Source organism: Zoogloea sp. (assembly GCF_023150065.1).
GTDB lineage: Bacteria > Pseudomonadota > Gammaproteobacteria > Burkholderiales > Rhodocyclaceae > Zoogloea.
Window position 1 is genome coordinate 68,075 of record NZ_JAKLLN010000012.1, and the last position, 22,899, is coordinate 90,973.

The 22,899-nt window shown below is 68.8% G+C and carries 21 protein-coding genes; 10 read left to right on the forward strand and 11 right to left on the reverse strand.

Annotation, left to right across the window (positions count from 1 at the left end):
* Positions 1-26: 26 nt before the first annotated feature.
* The 4 genes from gatB to gatC are packed head-to-tail and all read right to left on the reverse strand — an operon-like array spanning position 27 to position 3,849.
* Complete coding sequence (gatB, locus tag L6Q67_RS14315; RefSeq protein ID WP_296570571.1) at positions 27-1,487, reverse strand: Asp-tRNA(Asn)/Glu-tRNA(Gln) amidotransferase subunit GatB; 1,461 nt, start codon at positions 1,485-1,487, stop codon at positions 27-29.
* 24 nt (positions 1,488-1,511) lie between these two features.
* Positions 1,512-2,030 carry a hypothetical protein gene (locus tag L6Q67_RS14320; RefSeq protein WP_296570574.1) on the reverse strand — a complete coding sequence of 173 codons (519 nt, stop codon included), beginning with the start codon at positions 2,028-2,030 and terminating at the stop codon, positions 1,512-1,514.
* 11 nt (positions 2,031-2,041) lie between these two features.
* A complete protein-coding gene (gatA, locus tag L6Q67_RS14325) occupies positions 2,042-3,508 on the reverse strand; it encodes an Asp-tRNA(Asn)/Glu-tRNA(Gln) amidotransferase subunit GatA (RefSeq protein ID WP_296570577.1) in 1,467 nt (488 codons plus the stop codon).
* A 53-nt stretch (positions 3,509-3,561) separates the two neighbouring features.
* A complete protein-coding gene (gene gatC / locus L6Q67_RS14330; protein WP_296570578.1) occupies positions 3,562-3,849 on the reverse strand; it encodes an Asp-tRNA(Asn)/Glu-tRNA(Gln) amidotransferase subunit GatC in 288 nt (95 codons plus the stop codon).
* Positions 3,850-3,957: 108 nt separating this feature from the next.
* Here gatC and L6Q67_RS14335 point away from each other — a divergent pair, with 108 nt between their 5' ends.
* The 7 genes from L6Q67_RS14335 (at position 3,958) to L6Q67_RS14365 (ending at position 11,245) form a co-directional block, all read left to right on the forward strand.
* On the forward strand, positions 3,958-5,001 hold the full coding sequence (locus tag L6Q67_RS14335; protein ID WP_296407110.1) for a rod shape-determining protein: 1,044 nt from the start codon (positions 3,958-3,960) through the stop codon (positions 4,999-5,001).
* Positions 5,002-5,116: 115 nt separating this feature from the next.
* Positions 5,117-6,028, forward strand: a complete 912-nt coding sequence (gene mreC, locus L6Q67_RS14340; RefSeq protein ID WP_296570583.1) for a rod shape-determining protein MreC — start codon at positions 5,117-5,119, stop codon at positions 6,026-6,028.
* Positions 6,029-6,031: 3 nt separating this feature from the next.
* Entirely contained in the window at positions 6,032-6,553 is a 522-nt protein-coding gene (mreD, locus tag L6Q67_RS14345) for a rod shape-determining protein MreD (protein ID WP_296570586.1), read from the forward strand.
* Between the two features lie 6 nt (positions 6,554-6,559).
* The gene (gene mrdA / locus L6Q67_RS14350; RefSeq protein WP_296570590.1) at positions 6,560-8,461 is read left to right on the forward strand and encodes a penicillin-binding protein 2; all 1,902 of its coding nucleotides are present in this window, start codon (positions 6,560-6,562) and stop codon (positions 8,459-8,461) included.
* A 62-nt stretch (positions 8,462-8,523) separates the two neighbouring features.
* The gene (gene rodA / locus L6Q67_RS14355; protein ID WP_296570763.1) at positions 8,524-9,597 is read left to right on the forward strand and encodes a rod shape-determining protein RodA; all 1,074 of its coding nucleotides are present in this window, start codon (positions 8,524-8,526) and stop codon (positions 9,595-9,597) included.
* A 44-nt stretch (positions 9,598-9,641) separates the two neighbouring features.
* On the forward strand, positions 9,642-10,745 hold the full coding sequence (locus L6Q67_RS14360; RefSeq protein ID WP_296570593.1) for a septal ring lytic transglycosylase RlpA family protein: 1,104 nt from the start codon (positions 9,642-9,644) through the stop codon (positions 10,743-10,745).
* Positions 10,746-11,068: 323 nt separating this feature from the next.
* Positions 11,069-11,245: a hypothetical protein gene (locus L6Q67_RS14365; protein ID WP_296570596.1), complete on the forward strand. Its 177-nt coding sequence runs from the start codon at positions 11,069-11,071 to the stop codon at positions 11,243-11,245.
* A 71-nt stretch (positions 11,246-11,316) separates the two neighbouring features.
* Here L6Q67_RS14365 and L6Q67_RS14370 read toward each other — a convergent pair whose 3' ends face one another.
* The 3 genes from L6Q67_RS14370 to L6Q67_RS14380 form a co-directional block, all read right to left on the reverse strand.
* Positions 11,317-11,706, reverse strand: a complete 390-nt coding sequence (locus L6Q67_RS14370; RefSeq protein WP_296570598.1) for a hypothetical protein — start codon at positions 11,704-11,706, stop codon at positions 11,317-11,319.
* A 49-nt stretch (positions 11,707-11,755) separates the two neighbouring features.
* Positions 11,756-15,181, reverse strand: a complete 3,426-nt coding sequence (locus tag L6Q67_RS14375) for a FecR domain-containing protein (protein WP_296570601.1) — start codon at positions 15,179-15,181, stop codon at positions 11,756-11,758.
* A 120-nt stretch (positions 15,182-15,301) separates the two neighbouring features.
* On the reverse strand, positions 15,302-17,314 hold the full coding sequence (locus tag L6Q67_RS14380) for a CHASE2 domain-containing protein (RefSeq protein ID WP_296570604.1): 2,013 nt from the start codon (positions 17,312-17,314) through the stop codon (positions 15,302-15,304).
* A gap of 56 nt (positions 17,315-17,370) precedes the next feature.
* Between L6Q67_RS14380 and L6Q67_RS14385 the strand changes: the two genes are divergently transcribed.
* The 3 genes from L6Q67_RS14385 (at position 17,371) to L6Q67_RS14395 (ending at position 18,523) form a co-directional block, all read left to right on the forward strand.
* On the forward strand, positions 17,371-18,021 hold the full coding sequence (locus tag L6Q67_RS14385; protein ID WP_296570607.1) for a Crp/Fnr family transcriptional regulator: 651 nt from the start codon (positions 17,371-17,373) through the stop codon (positions 18,019-18,021).
* Between the two features lie 79 nt (positions 18,022-18,100).
* Positions 18,101-18,313, forward strand: coding sequence for a hypothetical protein (locus L6Q67_RS14390; RefSeq protein WP_296570610.1), 213 nt, complete (start codon positions 18,101-18,103; stop codon positions 18,311-18,313).
* 36 nt (positions 18,314-18,349) lie between these two features.
* A complete protein-coding gene (locus L6Q67_RS14395; protein WP_296570613.1) occupies positions 18,350-18,523 on the forward strand; it encodes a hypothetical protein in 174 nt (57 codons plus the stop codon).
* An 85-nt stretch (positions 18,524-18,608) separates the two neighbouring features.
* Here L6Q67_RS14395 and L6Q67_RS14400 read toward each other — a convergent pair whose 3' ends face one another.
* Genes L6Q67_RS14400 through mnmG form a run of 4 tightly spaced genes read right to left on the reverse strand, consistent with a single transcriptional unit; the run spans position 18,609 to position 22,796 of the window.
* Positions 18,609-19,481, reverse strand: coding sequence for a ParB/RepB/Spo0J family partition protein (locus L6Q67_RS14400; RefSeq protein WP_296570615.1), 873 nt, complete (start codon positions 19,479-19,481; stop codon positions 18,609-18,611).
* 8 nt (positions 19,482-19,489) lie between these two features.
* Positions 19,490-20,260: a ParA family protein gene (locus L6Q67_RS14405; RefSeq protein ID WP_296570617.1), complete on the reverse strand. Its 771-nt coding sequence runs from the start codon at positions 20,258-20,260 to the stop codon at positions 19,490-19,492.
* A 2-nt stretch (positions 20,261-20,262) separates the two neighbouring features.
* Positions 20,263-20,898 carry a 16S rRNA (guanine(527)-N(7))-methyltransferase RsmG gene (gene rsmG / locus L6Q67_RS14410; protein WP_296570620.1) on the reverse strand — a complete coding sequence of 212 codons (636 nt, stop codon included), beginning with the start codon at positions 20,896-20,898 and terminating at the stop codon, positions 20,263-20,265.
* On the reverse strand, positions 20,895-22,796 hold the full coding sequence (mnmG, locus tag L6Q67_RS14415) for a tRNA uridine-5-carboxymethylaminomethyl(34) synthesis enzyme MnmG (protein WP_296570622.1): 1,902 nt from the start codon (positions 22,794-22,796) through the stop codon (positions 20,895-20,897). The genes rsmG and mnmG overlap by 4 nt, the downstream gene beginning before the upstream one ends.
* Positions 22,797-22,899: the final 103 nt, after the last annotated feature.

Sequence of the window (22,899 nt, forward strand, 5' to 3'; positions counted from 1 at the left end):
ACCTCTGATTACCAGTGTTGGCGGATTCAGCCGAGCTTCTTCTTCAGCAGCTCATTCACCTGGGCAGGGTTGGCCTTGCCCTTGCTGGCCTTCATGCACTGGCCGACCAGGGCGTTGAAGGCTTTCTCCTTGCCGGCTCGGAACTCTTCCACCGACTTCTGATTGGCGGCCAGCACCTCGTCGATGATCGCCTCGATGGCGCCCGTGTCGGTGACCTGCTTGAGGCCATGGGCGTCGATGATGGCGTCGGCGGACTCACCTTCCTTGTTCCACAGCGCCTCGAAGACTTTCTTGGCAATCGCGTTGGAGATGGTGTTGTCGGCGATGCGTGCCACCAGGCCGGCCAGTTGCGTCGCGCTCACCGGGCTGGCGGTGATGTCCAGCTCCGCCTTGTTGAGGCGCGCGGCCAGATCGCCCATCACCCAGTTGGCGCAGGTCTTGGCGTTGGCGGCACCGGCCGCGGCAACGGTGTCCAGGTAGAACTGGGCGGTTTCGCGGCTGGCAGTGAGGGTGGTGGCGTCATAGGCCGACAGGCCGTATTCCCCCTGGAAGCGGGCCGACAGGGCAGCGGGCAGCTCGGGCAGCTCGCCCTTCACCCGTTCGATCCAGTCGGCGCCGATGACCAGCGGCAGCAGGTCGGGGTCGGGGAAGTAGCGGTAGTCGTGGGCGTCTTCCTTGGAACGCATGGCGCGGGTTTCGCCACTGTCCGGGTCGAACAGCACGGTGGCCTGCTGCACCTTGCCGCCGTCCTCGATCAGGTCGATCTGCCACTGCACTTCAAAGTCGATGGCCTGTTGCAGGAAGCGGAAGCTGTTGAGGTTCTTGATCTCGCGGCGGGTGCCGAACTCGGCCTGGCCGCGGGGGCGCACCGACACGTTGGCGTCGCAGCGGAAGGAGCCTTCCTGCATGTTGCCGTCGCAGATGTCGATCCAGCGCACCAGGGCGTGCAGGGCCTTGGCGTAGGCCACGGCCTCGGCGGACGAGCGCATCTCGGGTTCGGAGACGATCTCGAGGAGCGGCGTGCCGGCACGATTGAGGTCGATGCCGGTCATGCCGTGGAAGTCTTCGTGCAGACTCTTGCCAGCATCTTCCTCCAGGTGGGCGCGGGTCAGGTTGACCACCTTTTCGTAGGCGCCGCCCTTGCCGTCCGGCACCAACAGGGGGATCTGCCCGCCGACCACCACGGGCAGCTCGTACTGGCTGATCTGGTAGCCCTTGGGGAGGTCGGGGTAGAAGTAGTTCTTGCGGGCGAAGATGCTCTTCGGGGCGATGGTGGCACCCACCGCCAGGCCGAAGCGGATGGCCCGCTCCACGGCACCCTTGTTGAGCACCGGCAGCACGCCGGGCAGGGCGATGTCCACGGCGCAGGCCTGGGCGTTGGGTTCGGCGCCGAAGGCGATGCTGGCGCCGGAAAATATCTTGGACTGCGTGTTGAGCTGGGTATGCACTTCCAGCCCGATGACGACTTCCCAGTCGGTTCTGCTCATGAGGAGGCTCTCTAAATTAGTCGCTTAGTCGCACTGGCCCGTAGGCTTGTCGATCAGCAGCGGCCACACGTAGTCGTGGGCGCTGGAAGGGGAACACAGGTGGTGGCAACCGGCGAAGGCCACGGTGATCTGCTCGCCCTGCTCCCACATGCGCACCCGGCATTCGCGGGCACCGGTGAGTTCGATGGACGGCAGGGCCTGGGTCTGGCGGAACTGGGCCAGATCGTAGCGGCAGCTGCCACGCTTCGGCATGGTCATTTCCACGTTGAAGGCGCGCACCTTGGAGTCGCTCACGTCCACGGTGGCCTTGCCGAAGTTGCCGGCTTCGTCCTTGAAGCGGCACTCGGTCTTGACCGTGAAAGTGCGCAGGGGCATGGGCTTGAGCTTGCCGCCGGGGCGCTCCACCGGCGCCGAGGGGGGCTGGTCACGGGCGGCGGGGGCCGTCTCGGGGCGGTGGGTGACCTGATCCACGGCAGCACAGCCGGCCAGCACGGCGAGGGCCAGGCCGGCCGCGATGCGGCAGGGCACGCGCAGGGACATCATCGGCGGCGGCCTCAGAAGCCGGCCGGCGCCTGCCGGTGCCAGTCGGTGGCCAGCTGGAACTGGTGGGCGGTGCCCAGCAGGCGCGCCTCGCCAAAGTAGTTGCCGATCAGCTGCAGGCCCACCGGCAGATTGCCGGCGCCGAAGCCGGCCGGGTGGGACAGGGCGGGCAGGCCGGCCAGGTTGACGGCGATGGTGTAGATGTCCGACAGGTACATCTGCACCGGGTCGTCACTCTTCTCGCCGATGCCGAAAGCCACGGTGGGGCTCACCGGGCCGGCGATCACGTCGCACTGTTCGAAGGCGGTGGCGAAGTCGTTGGCGATCAGGCGGCGCAGCTTCTGGGCCTTGATGTAGTAGGCGTCGTAGTAGCCATGGGAGAGCACGTAGGTGCCTACCAGAATGCGCCGCTTCACTTCGCCGCCAAAACCCTGGGCGCGGCTCTTGCAGTACATGTCGTTGAGGTCGCCGTACTCGGCGGCCCGGTGGCCGTAGCGCACGCCGTCGAAGCGCGACAGGTTGGAGCTGGCCTCGGCCGGGGCGATCACGTAGTAGGCGGGGATGGCCAGGCGGGCGTTGGGCAGGCTCACCTCGACGGTGGTGGCGCCGAGCTTGCGGTATTCGGCGATGGCGGCCTCCACCGCGGCGCGCACGTCGTCGGACATGCCCTCGGCGAAGAACTCCTTGGGCAGGCCGATGCGCAGGCCGGCGAGGGGCTGGGCACCCACCTGGGTGCACTCACGGGCGAAGTCTTCGGGGCCCTGCTCCAGGCTGGTGGAGTCGCGGGGGTCGTGGCCGGCCATGGCCGACAGCAGCACGGCACAGTCTTCGGCGCTGCAGCCGAAGGCGCCGCCCTGATCCAGGGACGAGGCGTAGGCGATCATGCCGTAGCGGGACACCCGGCCATAGGTGGGCTTGATGCCGGTGATGCCGCACAGGGCCGCCGGCTGGCGGATCGAGCCGCCGGTGTCGGTGCCGGTGGCGATGGGCACCATGCGTGCCGCCACCGCCGCGGCCGAGCCGCCGGAGGAGCCGCCGGGCACCTTGTCGGTGTTCCAGGGGTTGCGGGTGGGGCCGAAGTGGGAGTTCTCGTTGGAGGAGCCCATGGCGAATTCGTCCATGTTGGCCTTGCCCACCATCACCGTGCCGGCGGCCTTGAGCAGGCTCACCACGTGGGCGTCGTAGGGGCTGACGAAGTTGGACAGCATCTTCGAGCCACAGGTGGTCAGCACGCCTTCGGTGCAGAAGACGTCCTTGTGGGCCAGGGGGATGCCGGTGAGCGGGCCGCCGTTGCCGGCCGCCAGGCGGGCGTCGGCGGCGCGGGCGGCAGTCAGGGCGCCGTCGTGGTCAACCGTGACGAAGGCGTTGATCCTGGCATTGCCGGCGTCGATGCGGGCCAGGCTCTCGGTGGCGAGTTCGACGGCGGAGACTTTCCTGTCGCGGAGGGCCGCGGCGATGTCCTTGAGGCTGGAATCGATCATGGTGCGTGGGGCTGGGCGTGGGGCTGTGTAGGGGCGCCGGAGCGGCGGAGGGCTTATTCGATGACCTTGGGCACCAGGTACAGCCCGGCTTCGGTCTGGGGGGCGACGGACTGGTAGGCGGCGCGGCGGTCGCTTTCGGCAACCTGGTCTTCGCGCAGGCGCTGGGCCAGATCCTGGGGGTGGCTCATGGGCTCGACCCCGTCGGTATTCACCGCCTGCATCTCCTCGATGAGACCGAAAATACCGTTCAGTTTGGCCTGGGTGGCATCCAGATCGCCCTCGGCGAGTTCGAGGCGGGCGAGCTTGGCAATATGCCGGACTTCGTCGAGGGACAGGGACATGGTAATTTACAAAGTTGCTTAAACGACAAAGGTTTGTAGGTTATCATAAGCGATTCTGTTGCCCCAATTCCCAACCCCTCCTAACGGTTTTTCCGGGATTTTTCTCCGATGTTTGGTTCTCTGCGCTCCTATTTTTCGAACGATCTCGCCATCGACCTCGGCACCGCCAACACCCTGATCTACGTTCGCGGCAAGGGGATCGTCCTCGACGAACCGTCCGTGGTGGCGATCCGCACCGAAGGCGGGCCGAACGCCAAGAAAACCATCCTGTCGGTGGGCATGTCGGCCAAGCAGATGTTGGGCAAGACGCCGGGCAACATCACTGCCATCCGGCCGATGAAAGACGGCGTGATCGCCGACTTCACGGTCACCGAGCAGATGCTCAAGCAGTTCATCAAGAAGGTCCACGACACCCGCCTGTTTTCGCCCAGCCCGCGCATCATCATCTGCGTGCCCTGTGGCTCCACCCAGGTCGAGCGTCGCGCCATCCGTGAATCCGCCCTGGGCGCCGGTGCCAGCAATGTCTATCTCATCGAAGAACCCATGGCCGCGGCCATCGGCGCCGGCATGCCGGTGGCCGACGCGACGGGCTCGATGGTCGTCGACATCGGCGGCGGCACCACCGAGGTGGGCGTGATCTCCCTGGGCGGCATGGTCTATGCCGGCTCCATCCGCGTCGGCGGTGACAAGTTCGACGAGGCCATCGTCAATTACATCCGCCGCAACTACGGCATGCTCATCGGCGAAACCACCGCCGAGTCCATCAAGAAGGAAATCGGCTCCGCCTTCCCCGGCTCCGAAGTCAAGGAGATGGAAGTCAAGGGCCGCAATCTGGCCGAGGGCATCCCCCGCGCCTTCACCATTTCCTCCAACGAGATCCTCGAAGCCCTCACCGAGCCCCTCAACCAGATCGTCTCCGCGGTCAAGATCGGCCTGGAGCAGACCCCGCCCGAACTCGGCGCCGACATCGCCGAACGCGGCATGGTGCTGACCGGTGGTGGCGCCCTGCTGCGCGACCTCGACCGTCTGCTGATGGAAGAGACCGGCCTGCCCGTCATCGTCGCCGACGACCCGCTGACCTGCGTGGTGCGTGGTTCCGGCATGGCCCTCGAGAAGATGGACCAGCTCGGCTCCATCTTCACCAGCGAATAAAATCGGCCTGACGGCCAGGGCGTCGGCGCTGAACCCCGTGTTCTCCAGCCGCTGCCACCCACCCGGGCATGTCCCGGGTGCCGCCGTTTGCCGAGCGACCTGAGCGATCCGCCCCTTGGTCGGCCATTCTCCTCCTCCCTTCTTCAAACGCGGGCCGGCGCCGCTGGCCAAGCTCGTGTTCTTCCTGGTGCTGTCCCTGGCGCTGCTGGTGAGTGATCTCAAGCTGCGCTATCTCGACGCCTTCCGCCAGGGCCTGTCGGTGCTGGCCTATCCGCTGCAGATGGCGGCGGCCACCCCGGCGGATTTCGTGCGCAACGCCTCCGACTACTTCGCCTCCCTGGTGCGCCTGCAGATCGAGAACAAGGAGCTCAAGAGCCGCCAGCTGCAGGGCGGCGAGCGCCTGCTGCGCCTGGAGCAGCTCGAACAGGAGAATCGCCACCTGCGCACCCTCCTCGAGGCCCGCGAGCGCCAGCCGGTGAAATCCACGGTCGCTGAGATCATGTACACCGCCAAGGACCCGTTCTCGCGCAAGGTCATCCTCGACAAGGGCGCCCAGGCCGGTATCGAGGCCGGTCAGGCGGTGGTGGACGATGTCGGCGTGGTCGGCCAGATCACCCGCGTCTTCCCCATGCAGTCCGAGCTGACCCTGCTTACCGACAAAGACCAGGCCATTCCGGTGATGGTGGTGCGCAGCGGGCTCCGGGCCGTGCTCTTCGGCTCCGGTGATGGCCTGATGGAGCTGCGCTACCTCGCCGCCAATGCCGACGTCCAGCCGGGCGACAAGATCGTCACCTCGGGCCTCGACGGCGTCTTCCTGGCCGGCCTGCCGGTGGCCACTGTGGCCCGGGTCGAGCGCGACCAGGCCCAGACCTTCGCCCGCATTCCCTGCCTGCCGGCCGCCGGCGTCGAGCGCTTCACCCATGTGCTCGTCCTCGGCCACCGGGAGAGCCTGCCGGCGCGGCCGCCGGAGGTGGAGCCGGTGGCGGGCAAGATCAAGGGCCGCAAGGCCCGGCCTGCCAAGGACTAAGCCGTGCAGCCCACCAATCGCTCCCGTCGCATCCTTCTGCCGGTGAAGATGTGGTTTGTCTACACCACCCTCTTCATCGCCCTGTTCCTCAACTACATTCCCACCGGCCACCTGCCCGCGGTGCCCGATTTCGTGGCCCTGGTGCTGGCCTTCTGGTGCGTGCGTGAGCCCCTCAAGATCGGCATCGGCGCGGGCTTCGTGTTCGGGCTGCTCACCGACATCGGGGTGGGCGCGGCCCTCGGCCAGCATGCCTTCGCCTACGTGCTGGTGGCCTACGCCGCCAACGAGCTGTCGCGCCGGGTGCTGTGGTTCACCCCGGTGGAGCAGGCCCTGCACGTGCTGCCCCTGCTGTTCCTGTCCCAGCTGGTGATGGTCATCGTGCGCCTCATGGCCGGCGCCGAGTTTCCCGGCTGGTGGATGTTCTTCGGCAGCTTCGTTGCCGCGGTGTTGTGGATTCCCCTGCACTATGTGCTGCTGCTGCCCCAGTACCAGCCCGTGGAGCGGGACGACAACCGCCCCATCTGAGCCCCCATGGCCGGCATCCGCACCCCTGAGCAGGAACTCGCCCGTTTCCGCGGCCGACTGGCCGTGGCCGGCATCGTCGCCCTGATCGGCTTCGGCCTGCTGGTGGCGCGCTTTGTCTATCTGCAGGTGGTGCGCTACGACTACTACTCCACCCGCGCCGAAGACAACCGCATCTCCCTGGTGCCCATTGTCCCCAACCGGGGCCTGATCACCGACCGCAACGGCACGGTGCTGGCGCGCAACTACTCGGCCTACACCCTCGAGATCACCCCTTCCAAGGTGGCCGACCTGGAAGCCACCATCGAGGCGCTGTCCAAGCTGGTGGACATCCAGCCCAAGGACCGCAAGCGCCTCAAGAAGCTCATGGATGAATCCAAGAGCTTCGAATCCCTGCCCCTGCGCAACCGTCTGTCGGATGAAGAAGTCGCCCGCTTCATCGCCCAGCGCTACCGCTTCCCCGGGGTGGAGCTGAAGGCCCGGCTGTTCCGCGACTATCCCATGGGCAGCTTTGCGTCCCACGTCATCGGCTACATCGGCCGCATCAACGACCGCGACCTCGAACGCATCGAGGAGAGCGACGACTCGGCCAACTACCGGGGCACCGACCACATCGGCAAGTCCGGCCTCGAGAAGAGCTACGAGCGCGAGCTCCACGGCATCACCGGCTTCGAGGAGGTCGAGGTGGACTCCGGCGGCCGTGCCGTGCGCCTGCTGCGCCGCACCCCGGCCATCCCCGGCAACAACGTGATCCTGACCCTCGACCTCAAGCTCCAGGAGATCGTCGAAAAGGCCTTCGGCAACCGGCGTGGCGCCCTGGTGGCCATCGAGCCCTCCACCGGCGGCGTGCTGGCCATGGTGTCCACCCCCACCTTCGACCCCAACCTGTTCGTAGACGGCATCGCCCCCCAGGACTGGGACCAGCTCAACACCGACCAGGACAAGCCCCTGCTCAACCGGGCCATCTACAGCGCCTACCCGCCGGGCTCCACCTTCAAGCCCTTCATGGCCCTAGGCGCCCTCACCACCGGCAAGCGCACCCCCAACCAGACCCTCGCCGACCCGGGCTACTTCAACTTCGGCGGCCACCGCTTCATGGACGACAAGGTCGGCGGCCATGGCGGCGTCGACCTCTACAAGTCCATCGTCGTCTCCTGCAACACCTACTATTACATGCTGGCCAACGACATGGGCATCGACGCCATTGCCGGCTTCATGCGCCCCTTCGGCTTCGGCCAGCGTTCCGGCATCGACCTGCCCGGCGAGTCCGAGGGCGTGCTGCCCTCGCCCGAGTGGAAGAAGAAGCGCTTCAAGCGGCCCGAGCAGCAGAAGTGGTTCGGCGGCGAGACCATCTCGGTGGGCATCGGTCAGGGCTACAACGCCTACACCCCCCTGCAGATGGCCCAGGGCTTGGCGGCGCTGGTCAATAATGGCGTGCTCTTCCGGCCCCACATCGCCCGCCATGTGGTCGATGCCAAGACCGGCGAGCGGCGCACCGTCGAGCCCGAACCCCTGCGCACCATCCCCCTCAAGCAGGCCCATATCGACCTCATCAAGCGCGCCATGGTCGGCGTGAACAAGGCCGGCACCGGCGCCCGGGCCTTTGCCGGGGCGCCCTATGAAGTGGGCGGCAAGACGGGCACGGCCCAGGTGTATTCCCTGCGCGGCGGCAAGTACGTGGAAGGGCGCATCGCCGAGCGCCTGCGCGACCACTCCTGGTTCATCGCCTTCGCCCCGGCCGACAAGCCCAAGATCGCCCTGGCCGTGCTGGTCGAAAACGGCGGCTTCGGCGCCCAGTCGGCCGCCCCGATCGCCCGCCAGGCCCTCGACTACTACCTGCTGGGCAAGGTGCCGGCGGGCATCGCCCCCGAAGACCCGGCGGCCGAAGAGTCCTCGGAGGGCGCCGAGTGAACCCGCGTCTCGACCCGCGCAAGTGGCTGCACTTCCTGCTCTCGCCCCTGGATGGCCCGCTGATGGTGCTGATCCTGGCCCTCACCACCTACTCGGCGGTGATCATGGTCAGCGCCTCGCCGGAGCGCCTCGGCACCCTGGCCGTCAATGCGGGGGTGGCCTTTCTGGCCATGTGGCTGGCGGCCCGCACGCCCCCGCCACGGCTGATGAGCATTGCCCTGCCCCTGTACGTCGTGGGCATCCTGCTGCTCATCGCGGTGGCCCTGTTCGGCGACGTCTCCAAGGGCGCCCGGCGCTGGCTCAACATCGGCATCACCCGCATCCAGCCCTCCGAGCTGATGAAGATCGCCATGCCCCTCACCCTGGCCTGGTACTTCCAGAGCCGCGAGGGCATGATCCGCGGCCGTGATTTCCTCATCGCCATCAGCCTGCTGCTGCTGCCGGTGGGGCTCATCGCCAAGCAGCCCGACCTGGGCACCGCCATCCTGGTCACGGCCTCGGGCTTCTTCGTGCTCTTCTTCGCCGGCCTCACCTGGCGCCTGATCCTGCCGGTGGCGGTGGTGGGCATCGTCGCCGTCGCCTCCATCGTGGCCATGGGCGACACCATCTGCCAGCCCGGGGTGGACTGGCCGGGTCTGCGCGAATACCAGAAACACCGGGTGTGTACCCTGCTCGACCCCACCTCCGACCCCCTCGGCAAGGGCTTCCACATCATCCAGTCCACCATCGCCATCGGCTCCGGCGGGGTCGTCGGCAAGGGCTGGGGCAACGGCACCCAGACTCACCTGGACTTCCTGCCCGAGCGCCACACCGACTTCATCTTCGCCGTGCTCACCGAGGAATTCGGGCTGGTCGGCGCCCTCATAGTTGTGGTAATTTATATCCTATTGATTTTCCGCGGCCTTTTTATTGCCGCTGGTGCCCCGACCCTGTTCTCGCGCCTGCTAGCCGGCGCCCTGACGCTGATCTTCTTCACTTACGCGTTGGTAAACATGGGCATGGTGAGCGGAATTCTCCCCGTTGTCGGGGTCCCGTTACCCTTCGTCAGTTACGGTGGCACTGCACTCGTTACCCTGTGTCTGGGTGTCGGCATGCTCATGAGCATTCAACGACACCGGCGCCGGGTAGGCACCTGAACCTGCGCGCGCCTGACGCGCGCGCCCGAACAGGAAAGAGCGTCATGCACCCTGTAGCGAAACACCCGCGAGCCGGTTTCCGGCTGGCCATCCTTTGTCGTGCCCTGACTGCGGCTCTGCCCCGCGCCCTTGTGGTGGCGGGTTGCGCTGCGGCCACCCTTGCCGTGGCCGCCGACGCCCAGAGCCCGGCCGAGCTGGTCTTCCAGGCCAGCCTCAAGCCCGGATCGCCGCGGCAGGTCTTTGGCGGTGCCTTCCGCTATGACGGCCCCGACGACAGCGCCGACGACGCCCCTGCCGTGCTGGAGGCACCCCGTTTCGAGAAAGGCGACTACGCCCTCGGTCAGGGTGTGGCCCTCGGCAACAGCGGCAGCTCCTTCCGCCAGAAGGGCGTCGCCAGCTGGTACGGCAAGCCCTTCCACGGCAAAAAGACTTCCAGCGGCGACAGCTTCGACATGTACGCCATGACCGCCGCCCACCCCAGCCTGCCCATCCCCAGCTACGTGCGTGTCACCAACCTGGCCAACGGACGCTCGGCGGTGGTGCGCATCAACGACCGCGGCCCCTTCCACCCGGGGCGCATCATCGACCTCTCGTATGCTGCCGCCTACAAGCTGGGCTACGCCGACAGCGGCCACGCCAACGTCGAGGTGGCGCTGATGCTGCCCGAGGGCGTCGCCATGGTGCAGCCCGGCCGCAGCGTGCCGCCCATCCGCAAGCGGGCGCCCACTCCGCCGGTGCAACTGGCCGCCGCGCCGGCCCGCCCGGCCGCCAGCGGGGCCGTGGCCGCCCCCCAGCCGGCAACGCCGGCGGTGGTCGCCGAGGCACCCCGGCCTGTCGAGGCTCCGGCCCTCGCCCAGGCCACCCCGGCCGCTGCCGCTCCGGCGCCCCTTGCGGCGGCGCCTGCCCGCAGCGGCGAGCCGGTCTTCCTGCAGCTGGGTGCCTTTGCCAACGCCGTCAATGCCGAGCACTTCAAGGGCTTCGTCGAGCACGAGCTCAAGTGGCTCAAGGCGTCGGTGTCGGTGCTGGCTGCCGAGGGCAAATACCGCCTGCAACTCGGCCCCTTCCCGTCGGCCCCCGAGGCCCGGGCCATCGCCGAGCGTATCGCCACCACCCTCAAGCTGCGGCCCGAACTCAAGGGCCGCGACTGAGCGGGGGCGCAAGCCCGGCGCTTCTGTGGGAGCGACGTGTGGGGGCGGCTTGGATGGGCGACTGGTAGGGGCGACTTCAGTCGCCCATCCACGCCTCAATCACCGGCATGCCTCTGATCGAAGTCCGCGGGCGACTGAAGTCGCCCCCACAGGACCCGCCTGTTCCGATGGTGCCTTGCGCCGACGTGACCTTTGTCACACTTCCGTAGTGTCTTCCGGGGCTTCGGCCCGGTGTGGCTTTGCCTAGACTAGCGGCCTTACGGGTCAAACGGAGCGCTCACCGGGGCGTTTTTCCGCGGCCCGGCTGAACGGGAGTCCTCGCCATGGCCACCGCCTCTGCCCCCCGCTGTACCCAACCCTGCCCCTTGTGTTCCGAGTCGGCCTGTCGCAGTGCGGCCCTGGCCGACATGGACCCCGAGGCCATCCCCGACGAGATCGACCTGCTGCTGGTGATGTGGGCGCGGGTCCGGGGTGGGTGCGGCGAACGCCTGCCGGCCTGATCCTGCCTCTACAACGACACAGGGCGCCTCCGGGCGCCCTGTGTCGTTGACCTGGGTGCTCCGCCCCAAGCTTATGGCGGGGTGCAGCCGGAGGGGTACCAGACCACCACGGGCCGGTTGTTTATCACAATGATGTAGTAGCCCTGGCAGGGCACGCCACCCTTGGACTTCGGGGCGCTCTGCTCGCCTTGCCCGGCTTCGGGGCCGCTGGGGCATTCGGGCAGTTTGCCGGCTTTGGCCTTGCCCTCGACGGCCTTGGACATGACGCAAGGGGACTGGGGCTTGCCTTTGGCGTCGAGGGGGATCACTTCGCCGTTCTTGCCGAACAGGATGCCCCCGGTGATGTCGGCGGGGGCGATGAGGCCGCGCCCCAGGGGGGCGAGGCCCTCGGCAGCCTGGGCGGGCAGGGCGCTGCCGGCCAGGATGCCGAGGGCCAGCAGGGTGGTCAGGCGGAATTTCATGGGTGAGCGTGCTCCGGAGCGTGAGGGGGAACGGGTTTGAAGGCGGGTTTCAGAAGCGCAGCTGGGCCTGCAGCATCAGGGTGCGCCGGGGGTAGAACAGGGCCACCCGGGGGTCGCCGTTGAGGTCGGTGTTGTGGAAGCGGAAGTCCCGGTCGAAGAGGTTGTAGATGCCCAGGCTGGCGCTGAGGCGCTGGGGCAGCACGGGCAGGGACAGGCGCAGGTTGCTCACTGTGAAGGTGGAGCGGGCGTCGGCGGCGCTGCCGTCGCCGGCGATCTGGCTGGCCCGCTGGCGCACTACCCAGTGCTCCAGCAGGGTGTCCACGGGGCCGGTCTTGAGCCACAGGCGCAGGGGCAGCTGGTCGGTGGCCACCTTCCAGGGGAGGTTCCGTTGCAGGCCGTCGCTGGCGTCGTAGCGGATGGTCTCGTGGCGCCATTCGGCGCTGAGCAGGGCATGGCGGCCCAGGGGCAGGGCCAGGTGGGCCCGGTGCAGGGTCTCCTTCCAGTCGGCCAGGTGGTACCGGCCTGTGAGTGGGTCGGCCATGGGGGCATCGAGCCAGCGCCAGGAGGCCTCCAACCCGCCGCTCAGGGCGCCATCCAGGCGCTGCTCCATGGCGACTGCAGCGCGGCGCCAGCGGGTGCCGGCGAATTCGTCAAAGACCTGGTTGAAGCCGGCAAACTGGGTGGGGGCCAGGCTCTCGGCGTCGTAGCGGGAGCCCGACACCCCCTGGAAGACGGCCGCCCGCAGGGTGGTGCCGCTGGCGGCGCGCAGCACCGCGCCGAGCTTGCCGTTGATCCGCTCCGATTGGGGCAGGTCCAGGTCCTTGAAGCGCACGTAGTCGGCACCGCCGTGCAGGGTCAGGCTGGGCAGCACGCGCCACTGGGCATAGCCGAAGGCGGTGTCCCGGTCGGTCTTGAGGGGCACGGTGGGCAGCCGGGTCACGTCCAGCACCAGGCTCGGGTCCATGCTCAGGGCGGTGGCCACGGAGAGGTTCTGGTTGCCGGACTGGCGGGCGATGGCGGTGCCGGCGCTCAGGGCGTAGCTGTCACGCTGGCGGGTGTATAGGGCCGACAGGCCGCGGGTGCGGATGCCTGAATTGGCCTCGCTGTTGATGTCCAGCTCCAGCCCATACAGGGGGTCGCTGTAGCGGAAGAAGTCCTGCTGCAGGATGCGGAAGCGCTGGGTGTTGGTTTCGACGAGGATCTCGTCGCCCTCGCCCAGCTCGTGACGCAGGGCGATGCGGCCCAAGTCGTTGAGGTTGCGCTGCAGCAGGTTGCTGGCCTGGCTGTCGAACAGGGGGCGGTAGGCGGTGCTGCCCGTGCGTTCGGTGTGGCGGGCTTCGGCCAGCAGGGTGGTGCCCGGGGCGAGCTGGAAGCGGGCGTCCAGGCGGCTGCCGGCCAGGTGGGTGTCGGCACCGGCGGGGGTGAGGCCGGCGTAGCGGTAGTCGAAGCTGCCGAAAGAAAGCTGGCCCTGCTCCCAGGAGTGGGACAGGAGGGCGCTGGCGGCCAGGGTGCTGTGGCTGCCGCCGCCCAGGGTGGCGGCAAAGCGGGTGGGCTTGCGCTCGAAGAAGGCGGTGGCTTCGTCGGGCGACACGGCCCGGGGGCCGTCGAACAGGGGCAGGGGCGGCATCACGAACTGGGGGGCCTGGGGCCACTGGCCGATGGGTTGGCGCAGGTTGGCCTGGAGCAGCTCTGACAGGCGGGCGCCCTCGAAGCGCGGCAGGTCGGCGTAGGCGTCAGCCAGCAGGCGATGGGCGGCGGGGCTGGCCAGGTCGTCCTCGATGGCGTTCATGGCGGCGCCCTGGGCCGGGGCGGTGAGGCCCACCTGCTGGTAGGCGGCGCCCAGGCTCGCGCTGCGGGCGGCCCGGTCCTGGTCGAGCAGGGTGCCGGAGCGCAGCACCGAGCGGTTGGCGTTGCGGGCCAGGGCTTCTTCGCCGCTGTAGAGGGCGGCCAGGGGCTCGCCCTCGCGCAGCTGGCGGAAGGCATCGAAATACCAGGGGGTGGGCGAGGCCGGGTCGAGGCGGCGGGCCAGGTCGAACTGGTCGCCGGCCACCTTGCTGCGGGCTTCTTCCATGTAGGCGCGGCCCAGGTAGCTGCGCAGCTCGGCGTTGGCGGGGTCGAGGAGGGCGGCGATCTCGATTTCACGGCGGCCGGCTTCGGTGTGGCCCTGGCGCATCAGGGCCAGGCCGAGGCCGAAGTGGGCCAGGGGGTCGGCGTCGTTGCGGGCCAGGGTGGCTTCGAAGCCGCTGGCCGCGGCGGCGGTCTCGCCCCCCAGGAGGCGGGCAAAGGCGGCCAGGGCGGCGGCGCGGGGGGTGTCGGGGGCCAGGGCCAGGGCGCGCCGGGCGCTGTCGCCACCGGCCTGGGCGCGGCCCAGGCCCAGCTCGAGTTCGGCCTGGCGAGCGTGGGCGAGGGGGTCGTCGGGGCTCAGGGCGGTGGCCCGGCGGGCGGCTTCGAGGGCGGCGGGGAGCTGGCGGGCGGCCTGCAGGGCGTAGCTGTAGGCGAGCTGGGCGGCCGGTGAATCGGGGCTGCGTTCGACGTTCTGGCGGGCGCTGTCGAGGGCGGCGGGGTTGTTGCGGGCCACCTGGATCACGGCGGCGGTGGCGTCGAGGGCGGGGTGGGTGCCCGGGGCAAAGCGGGCCAGCACGGCGCCGGCGTCGTCGGCGCGGCCCAGGCCCAGCAGCACGCCGGCCTTGAAGGCGGCCAGGGCGGGGGTGCTGTCCACGTCGGGCAGGGGGGCGAGGCGGTCGAGGGCGTCGCGGGCATGGCCGGCGGCCAGATCGGCCTGGGCGGCGGCTATGGCCTGGCGGGTGGCGTCGGGGTAGGTGGCCAGCTCGGCCGGGCGGAGGTGCTGCACCTGGGGGTAATGGATGGCCCAGGCCACGGCGTCGAGGGGGCGCACGGTGATGCTGGCCGGCGCGCCGCCGGCACGGGCTTCGATGGCCTGGCCGGCGCCGATGCGTTGCTCGCCGGCGCTGTTGCCGGTGCGCACGCGGCCTTCGGCCACCACCACGCGGGCCTGGCTGTCGTCGGCGGCCACGGTGAATTCGGTGCCGTCCACGAAGGCGTTGACGAAGGGGGTGATGACGCCGAAGCGCTTGTTGAAGCGGCTGATCACGTGCACCACGCCTTTGGGCAGGCGCAGCTCGCCGGTGGCGTTGGCCTCGGGCAGGGTCAGGGTGGTGTTCTGGTCGAGGCGCACCAGCACGTCCTGGGCCAGCACCACGGCGGCCCGGCCGGGGCCGCGCACGGCCACCTGGTCGCCGGGGCACAGGGCCTGGCGCGGGGTGGCTGTGTGCCATTGGGCGCTGCCGGCGGCGCGCACTTCGATGCGGCCTTCGGTGGCGGCGAGGCGCCCGCTGGGCGGTTCGCAGGCGAGGGCATCAAGGGATAGGGTGGCGAGGGCCGAGAAGGCGAGGCTCAGGCCGAGGCTGAGGGGCCGTAGGGCAAAGGTCTGCGGCAGTCGGGCGAGGGGCTGCATTGCGGGCGTACCGGAGCGAAGGGCGGTGTGTGGCAAATTGCCGGGCTTGCCGGGGATATTAACTGCAAAAGGATGTGACTTGCAGCATTGCAGGTGCAGTTTGCATTTGTCCTTGAATGCTCATTTTTGCGTGAGCACGATGCAGCCGTCGGCGTCGGGGAGGGGCTGGCCGGCCAGGCGGCTTTCGCAGCGTTCCACGTAGAAATGGGCGGGGCCGTCGCCGGGGCTGGCGGCGAGGGCGATGCGCAAGTGCAGGCGGGCCAGATCGAGGGCGCCATCGGCATAGGCCTGGCGGGCGGTGTCGAAGGCCTGGCGGGCGTCGGCGGGCTGGGGCGCGGGGCTGAGTTCGTGGAGGTCGATGGGGCTGCGCTTGCCGGCCAGCACGAAGCGCCCGAGCGGTCTTGCGTACCCTGCGCCGGGGGCGTCGGTGTGGTGGGCGAGCACCGCCGAGGAGGCCAGGATGCGCGTGCCGAGGGCTTTGTTGATGCTCTGGATGCGGCTGCTGGTGTTGACGATGTCGCCCACCACGCGCAGCTCCCGGCGGGCGTCGGCACCCACCTCGCCGAGAAATACCGGGCCGTAGTGGAGGCCGAAGCGGGTCGGCAGCGCGGTGTCGTCCCCGGCCGGGGCCTCGTTCATCAGGCGGTGCAGTTCGAGGGCGGCGGCGCAGGCCTGGCGGCAGGCGTCGGCGCTGCTGTCGTCGGCCAGCCACAGGCACATGGCGGAGTCGCCGACGATGTCCATCACGTGCCCGCCGTGGGCTTCGACCACGGGCAGGAAACGGGCGAAGTAGCGGTTCAGGGCCTCGGTGGTGGCGGCCGGGCTGAGGGTCTCGGAGAGGCGGGTGTAGGCCTCGATGTCGCTGCACAGGCATACCCCATGCACGCTGCGCCCGCCTTCGTGGCCGCGCAGCAGGGCCACGAGCTTTTCGCTGCCCTTGCGGCTGAGGCCCAGGGCGAGGGCCTTTTCCAGGTCGCGCTCGCGCTGGCGGGCGGCCCGACCGTGGCTGAACAGCCCGAAGGCGGTGGCGACGAGGGGGGCGAGCAGCCCCGGCAGGATCACCGGCAGCCATACCTGGTGCCAGACGAAGCTCCACGCAGCGAGACCGATCCAGGCCAGGCCAAGGCCGGCGCTGAGGGCCAGGGCCCGGGGGGTGGTGGCAAAGCGCCACAGGGCGGCGAGGGCTGCGCTCCAGGCCAGCAGGGCGGCGAGCAGGGGGGCACCCTGGGGGCGCAGCAGGGTGGAGCCGTCGAGGAGGTTGGAGAGGGCCGTGGCGCACAGCTCCACCCCGCTGATGTCGAGCCCGTCCGGGGTGCTGTAGGGGGTGCGGAAGATGTCGCCCTGGCGCGACTGGTTGAATTCGGAGAAGCCGATCAGCACGGCCTTGCCGCGGAAGGCGGCGTCGCCGCTGGCCGGGTCGGCCACCCGTTCGAGGGCTTCGGTGTAGGACAGGGTGCGGATGCTGCCGAGGGGGCCGTAGAGGTTGAGGGCGTGCAGGCGGGTGTCGGGCGAGGGGGAGATGGCGGCGGGGGTGCCGGCAGTCATCAGCTGGGCCATCAGCATGGGCAGGGAGGGATGGTCGCCGATGCTGGGGATGAAGCCCCAGAACTCGAAGACCCCCTCGGGCGTCTTGGGCATGATGAAGGGGCCGCTGGCCCAGGCCGCGTCCTGCAGCAGGGGCAGGGGGCGGGTGAGGTGGTCCACGTGGGCGATGATCTGCCCGTCGGGGCGGGTGACGGCTTCCCGGGACAGGCCCTCCATGAGCACCACGTTGCCGGCCCGGTGGATGGCGTCGGCCAGGGCCTGGTCGCCCTCCGGCTCCCGGGCCCGCTCGAAGAGCACGTCAAAGCCGATCACCCGGGCACCCCGGTCCACCAGCCCATTGACCAGCCGGGCATGCAGGTGGCGCGGCCAGCGTTCGGGGCGTTCGGACTGGCCCAGGGCCCGGGCCGAGCGGGAATCGAGGGTTATAATCACTACCTCCTGCGGTGGTTGACGTGTTCCCCGCAGGGCATACAGAAGCTCCAGCCCGGCACCTTGTTCCATGTCCCGGGCGGGGGAAAACAGGGCGGCGGCCATCGTCAGCAGCGAGGCCAGTACCAGTCCGAAGAGGGTTTTGTCGAGGCGTTGCAATGGCGGTCTCAGGGCTGGGCTCGGGGGCACGCTGTCATCGGAGGGGGAAGCGGGCTGTGAAGTATCTGGATCGGGTGGATCTGTTCGACGGCCTCAGTGATGAGCAGGCCGAAGTGCTGAGGGGGCGTTCGCGCATCCGCAGTTTTGCGCCCAACACCATTGTCGTCAATGAGGGTGACGATGGCAGCAGCCTGTTCGTGGTGCAGAGCGGCTCGCTGAAGGTCTTCCTGACCGACAACATCGGTCGCGAGGTGACCCTGTCGCTCCTCGATCCGGGTGACTATTTCGGCGAGCTGGCCCTGCTCGACGACGCGCCCCGCTCCGCCTCGGTCATCGCCCTGACCCGCAGTGAAGTGCTGCAGATCCCCCGGACGGCCTTTCTGGCCCTCATCGAGGCCTACCCCGCGTGCATGCAGATCGTGCTGCGCAACCTGGTGGGGCGCATCCGCACCTTGACCGAAAGCGTGCGCGCCCTGGCCCTGGTGGATGTCTTCGGGCGGATCTCGCGGCTGTTCGATTCCCTGGCCGTGGAGGAGGACGGGGTGGCCGTCATCGACCGCCGCCTCACCCAGCAGGATCTGGCCAACATGGTCGGTGCCTCCCGGGAGATGGTGAATCGCATCCTGCGCGACATGGTCTCCGGCGGTTACGTGGAGATCGAGCCCCAGCGCATCATCCTGCGCAAGAAGCTCCCCGAGCACTGGTAGTCTGATGTAAAAACCTTGCTATCAGTAAGGTAATTTTCGATCCCTTGACTACACTGAAATAAACCAAGGGAGACACATCATGAGCTTCATCGATACACCCATCAGCCGTTGCGAAGCCGTGCGCGAAATGGTCCTGACCGACCAGACCCAGCGCCAGTGCGCCCACGAACATGACTGCCCGCCGGGGCGTCAGTGCCCCCTGGACGGGTGCTTCGCCGAGGTTTCGGGCATCACCGAAGAGACCACCCGGAGCGCCGTGGCCCAGGCTGCGGCAGCCCATCCCACACCCTGATCCATGGCCAATCGCACCCTCGGAACCCGTCAGAAAATGATCTTCCGCGGCCCCGGCCAGGGGCCCGGGAAGGGTGCGCCCAAGGGGCCACGCAACCCGCTCGTCGTGCCCGCCCTGCAGCGCAAGGCCGGCCCCCACGAAAAGTCCCAGGGCGCCAAACGCCAGGAAGCGCAACGCATCCTGCGCAGCCGGACGGACGAGGAGCTGTAGGGCGGTTTTCGTTTTTCGGGTTAAGCGACGCCCGACTTGGCCGTTTGCTGAACGCGCCGAGGTCGAACGAATTCGACCCCGCGGGTCAGGATTTGAGATTCAGCCGGTCGAGCAGGCCGTCGAGTTGATCGAGGCTGCCGAACTGGATGGTGACGGCGCCGACGCCCTTGTTGTTGGCCTTGATCTTCACCGTGGCGCCGAGGCGGTCGGCGATTTCTTCTTCGAGGCGCAGGATGTCCCGGTCGGGTGCCGGGGTGGGCAGCTTCGATTTCGGGTTGAGGGCCTGGTGTACCAGGCGTTCGGCTTCGCGCACCGACAGGCCGCGGGCGGCGATGAGGTTGGCGAGGCCGATCTGGTTGGCGCCGTCAAGGGGCAGCAGGGCGCGGGCGTGGCCCATGTCGATGTCGCCGGCCATCAGCAGCTCCTGCACCGGGGGGGCGAGCTGGAGCAGGCGCAGCAGGTTGGAGGCGGCGGGGCGGGAGCGCCCGACGGCGTCGGCGGCCTGCTGGTGGGTCATGCCGAATTCGTCGATGAGGCGCTGGATGCCGCCGGCTTCTTCGAGGGGGTTGAGGTCTTCCCGCTGGATGTTCTCGATCAGGGACATGGCCAGGGCGGCTTCGTCCGGGATCTCGCGCACCAGGCAGGGCACGTCATTCAGGCCGGCCAGCTGGGCGGCGCGCCAGCGGCGTTCGCCGGCGATGATCTCGTAGCGCCTGCTGTCGAAGCTGCCGCCGATGGGGCGCACCAGGATGGGCTGCATCACCCCTTGGGACTTGATCGAGGCGGCCAGCTCTTCCAGGGAGCCCGGGTCCATGCGGGTGCGAGGCTGGTATTTGCCCGGCTGCAGTTCGGCGGCGGGCAGGGTCTGGAGTTCGCCCTGGGCCTGGTCGCTGTCGTTGTTGGCGGCGAGGAGGGCGTCGAGGCCGCGGCCGAGGCCTTTGAGTTTGGGAGGTGCCATGGTGGGGTTCAGAGGGTCTTGACCCGTTCGATCATTTCTTTGGCGAAGGCCAGGTAGGCCTGGGCGCCCTTGGCGCTGCGGTCGAAGACCACGCCGGGGATGCCGTGGCTGGGGGCTTCGGCCAGGCGCACGTTGCGCGGCACGATGGCCTTGAAGACCTTGTCGCCGAAGTGGGCCTCGAGCTGGGCGGAGACCTGCTGCTGCAGGGTGACGCGGGGGTCGAACATGACCCGCAGCAGGCCGATGATGGACAGGTCGCGGTTGAGGTTGGCGTGGACCTTCTTGATGGAATTCACCAGGTCGGAGAGGCCTTCCAGGGCGTAGTACTCGCATTGCATGGGGATGATCACCCCGTGGGCGGCACACAGGCCGTTGAGGGTCAGCAGCGAGAGGGACGGCGGGCAGTCCACCAGCACGAAGTCGTATTCGGTCTGGTGCAGGGCGAGGGCGTCGCGCATGCGGTTCTCGCGGCGGTCGAGGCCGACCAGCTCGACTTCGGCGCCGGCCAGGTCGCGGTTGGCGGGGATCAGGTCGTAGCCGCCGCTCTCGGAGCGCACCCGGGCGTCGGCCACGGTGCCCAGGCCCACCAGCAGGTGATAGACCGATTTGGTCAGGGTGCGCTTGTCGATGCCGCTGCCCATGGTGGCGTTGCCCTGGGGGTCGAGGTCGATGAGCAGCACGCGCTGGCCGGCGGTGGCGAGGCCGGCGGCCAGGTTGACGCAGGTGGTCGTCTTGCCGACGCCGCCCTTCTGGTTGGCGATGCAGAAAATGCGGGCCATGCTCAGGTCCGTTTCACGATGAGGAGGTGGCGCTCGGCGTCCAGGCCGGGCACGGCGAGCGGGGTGCTGTGGGCGAGCTGGAAACCGGCCGGGATGCGGGCGATTTCGTCAGCGGGGTAAATGCCCTTCATGGCCAGGATGCGGGTTTCCGGGCCGGCCAGGTGGGCGGTGAGATTGACGAAGTCGGCCAGGTCGGCAAAGGCCCGGGAGATGATGCCGTCGGGGGCCTGCGGGGCGTAGTCCGGCTGCCAGGCTTCGATGCGCGCGTGGTGGGCGCGGAAGTTGGCGAGCTTGAGTTCGATCTTCGCCTGGTTCTGGAAGGTGGCTTTTTTTTGCACCGTCTCGACGGAATCCACCTGCAGCTCGGGCCGGCAGATAGCCAGCACGATGCCCGGCAGGCCGCCGCCGGAGCCTACGTCCACCAGCCGGTTGATGCCGTCGAGCTGGGGCAGCACCGACAGGGAGTCGAGCAGGTGGTGGGTGATCAGCTGGCCTTCGTCGCGGATGGCGGTGAGGTTGTAGACCTTGTTCCACTTGATCAGCAGGCGGCCGAAGGCGAGCAGGCGCTCGGCGGCATCGGCGGGCAGGCTGAGGCCGAGGGCGGCGATGCCCTTTTCGAGGGTGGCGGCGGTGCTCATGCGGATTTCTCCCGGCCGCGGGCCAGCTCGCTGCGCTTGAGCCACACCAGCAGCAGGCTGATGGCCGCCGGGGTGATTCCCTGGATGCGGCTGGCCTGGCCGATGGTTTCGGGCTTGTGCTGGTTGAGGCGGCCCTGGACTTCCTTGGACAGGCCGCGCACGGTGGAATAGTCGAGGTCGGCCGGCAGGCGGGTGGCTTCGGCGTCGGCCTGGCGGGCCACTTCGTCCTGCTGGCGGTCGATGTAGCCCTGGTACTTGGCAGCGATCTCGAGCTGTTCTACTACCTGGGGGTCGGTCTCGGGGCCTTCGGGGGCGCCGGGCAGGGTCATCAGGTCGGCGTAGCGCACATCGGGGCGGCGCAGCAGCTCGAAGAAGGGGTATTCCCGTTCGATGGCCTTGCCGAGCACGGGCTCGGCCGCTTCGGCCGGCACCTTGGCAGGCGTCGCCCAGGTGGCGCGCAGGCGGGCGGTTTCGCGCTCGATGGCCTCGCGCTTGGCGCAGAAGGCGGCCCAGCGTTCGTCGTCCACCAGGCCGAGCCGGCGGCCGGTTTCGGTGAGGCGCAGGTCGGCGTTGTCCTCGCGCAGGCTGAGGCGGTATTCGGCGCGGGAGGTGAACATGCGGTAGGGCTCGGAGACGCCGCGGGTGATCAGGTCGTCCACCAGCACGCCCAGGTAGGCTTCGTCGCGGCGCGGGCACCAGGGGTCTTGCCCCTTCACCTGCAGGGCGGCGTTGATGCCGGCCAGCAGGCCCTGGGCGGCGGCTTCTTCGTAGCCGGTGGTGCCGTTGATCTGGCCGGCGAAGAACAGCCCGCCGATGGATTTGGTCTCGAGGCTGGACTTGAGGTTGCGCGGGTCGAAGTAGTCGTACTCGATGGCGTAGCCGGGGCGCAGGATGTGGCAGTTCTCGAGGCCCCGGATGGAGCGCACGATGTCCAGCTGCACGTCGAAGGGCAGGCTGGTGGAGATGCCGTTGGGGTAGATCTCGTGGGTGTCGAGGCCTTCGGGCTCGAGGAAGACGTGGTGGCTGTCCTTGTCGGCAAAGCGGTGGATCTTGTCTTCGATGCTCGGGCAGTAGCGCGGACCCACGCCCTCGATCACGCCGGAATACATGGGCGAACGGTCGAGGTTGGCGCGGATGATGTCGTGGGTGCGGCTGTTGGTGTGGGTGATCCAGCAGGGCAGCTGGCGCGGGTGCTGGCTGGCCTTGCCGAGAAAGCTGAACACCGGCACGGGGTCGTCGCCGGGCTGCTCCTGCATCACCGAGAAGTCGATGCTGCGGGCGTCCAGGCGCGGCGGGGTGCCCGTTTTAAGGCGGCCCTGGGGCAGGGCGAGTTCCTTGAGGCGCTGGCCCAGGCTGACGGCCGGTGGGTCGCCGGCGCGGCCGGCGGAGTAGTTCTGCAGGCCCACGTGGATCAGGCCATTGAGAAAGGTGCCGGCGGTGAGCACCACGGCGGGGGCCTCGAAGCGCAGGCCGATCTGGGTGACGACGCCGGTGACCCGGTCGCCCGCCACGGTGAGGTCGTCCACGGCCTGCTGGAATAGCCACAGGTTGGGCTGGTTTTCGAGGCGCTTGCGGATGGCGGCTTTGTACAGCACCCGGTCGGCCTGGGCGCGGGTGGCGCGCACGGCCGGCCCCTTGCGGGCGTTGAGGATGCGGAACTGGATGCCGCCTTCGTCGGTGGCGGCGGCCATGGCTCCCCCCAGGGCGTCCACTTCCTTCACCAGATGCCCCTTGCCGATGCCGCCGATGGACGGGTTGCAGCTCATCTGGCCGAGGGTTTCGATGTTGTGGGTGAGCAGCAGGGTGGCGCACCCGGCCCGCGCCGCTGCCAGTGCGGCTTCGGTGCCGGCATGGCCGCCGCCGACAACGATCACGTCGAATCGGGTGGGATGGAGCATGGGAAAACCGGGGAAGGTGAATCGGGGGAGCCGAATGATACGACCTTGCGCTGCAAAAATACAGCGCCGCGGCCTTGCCGGCACCGGAAAAACGGCGGATTTA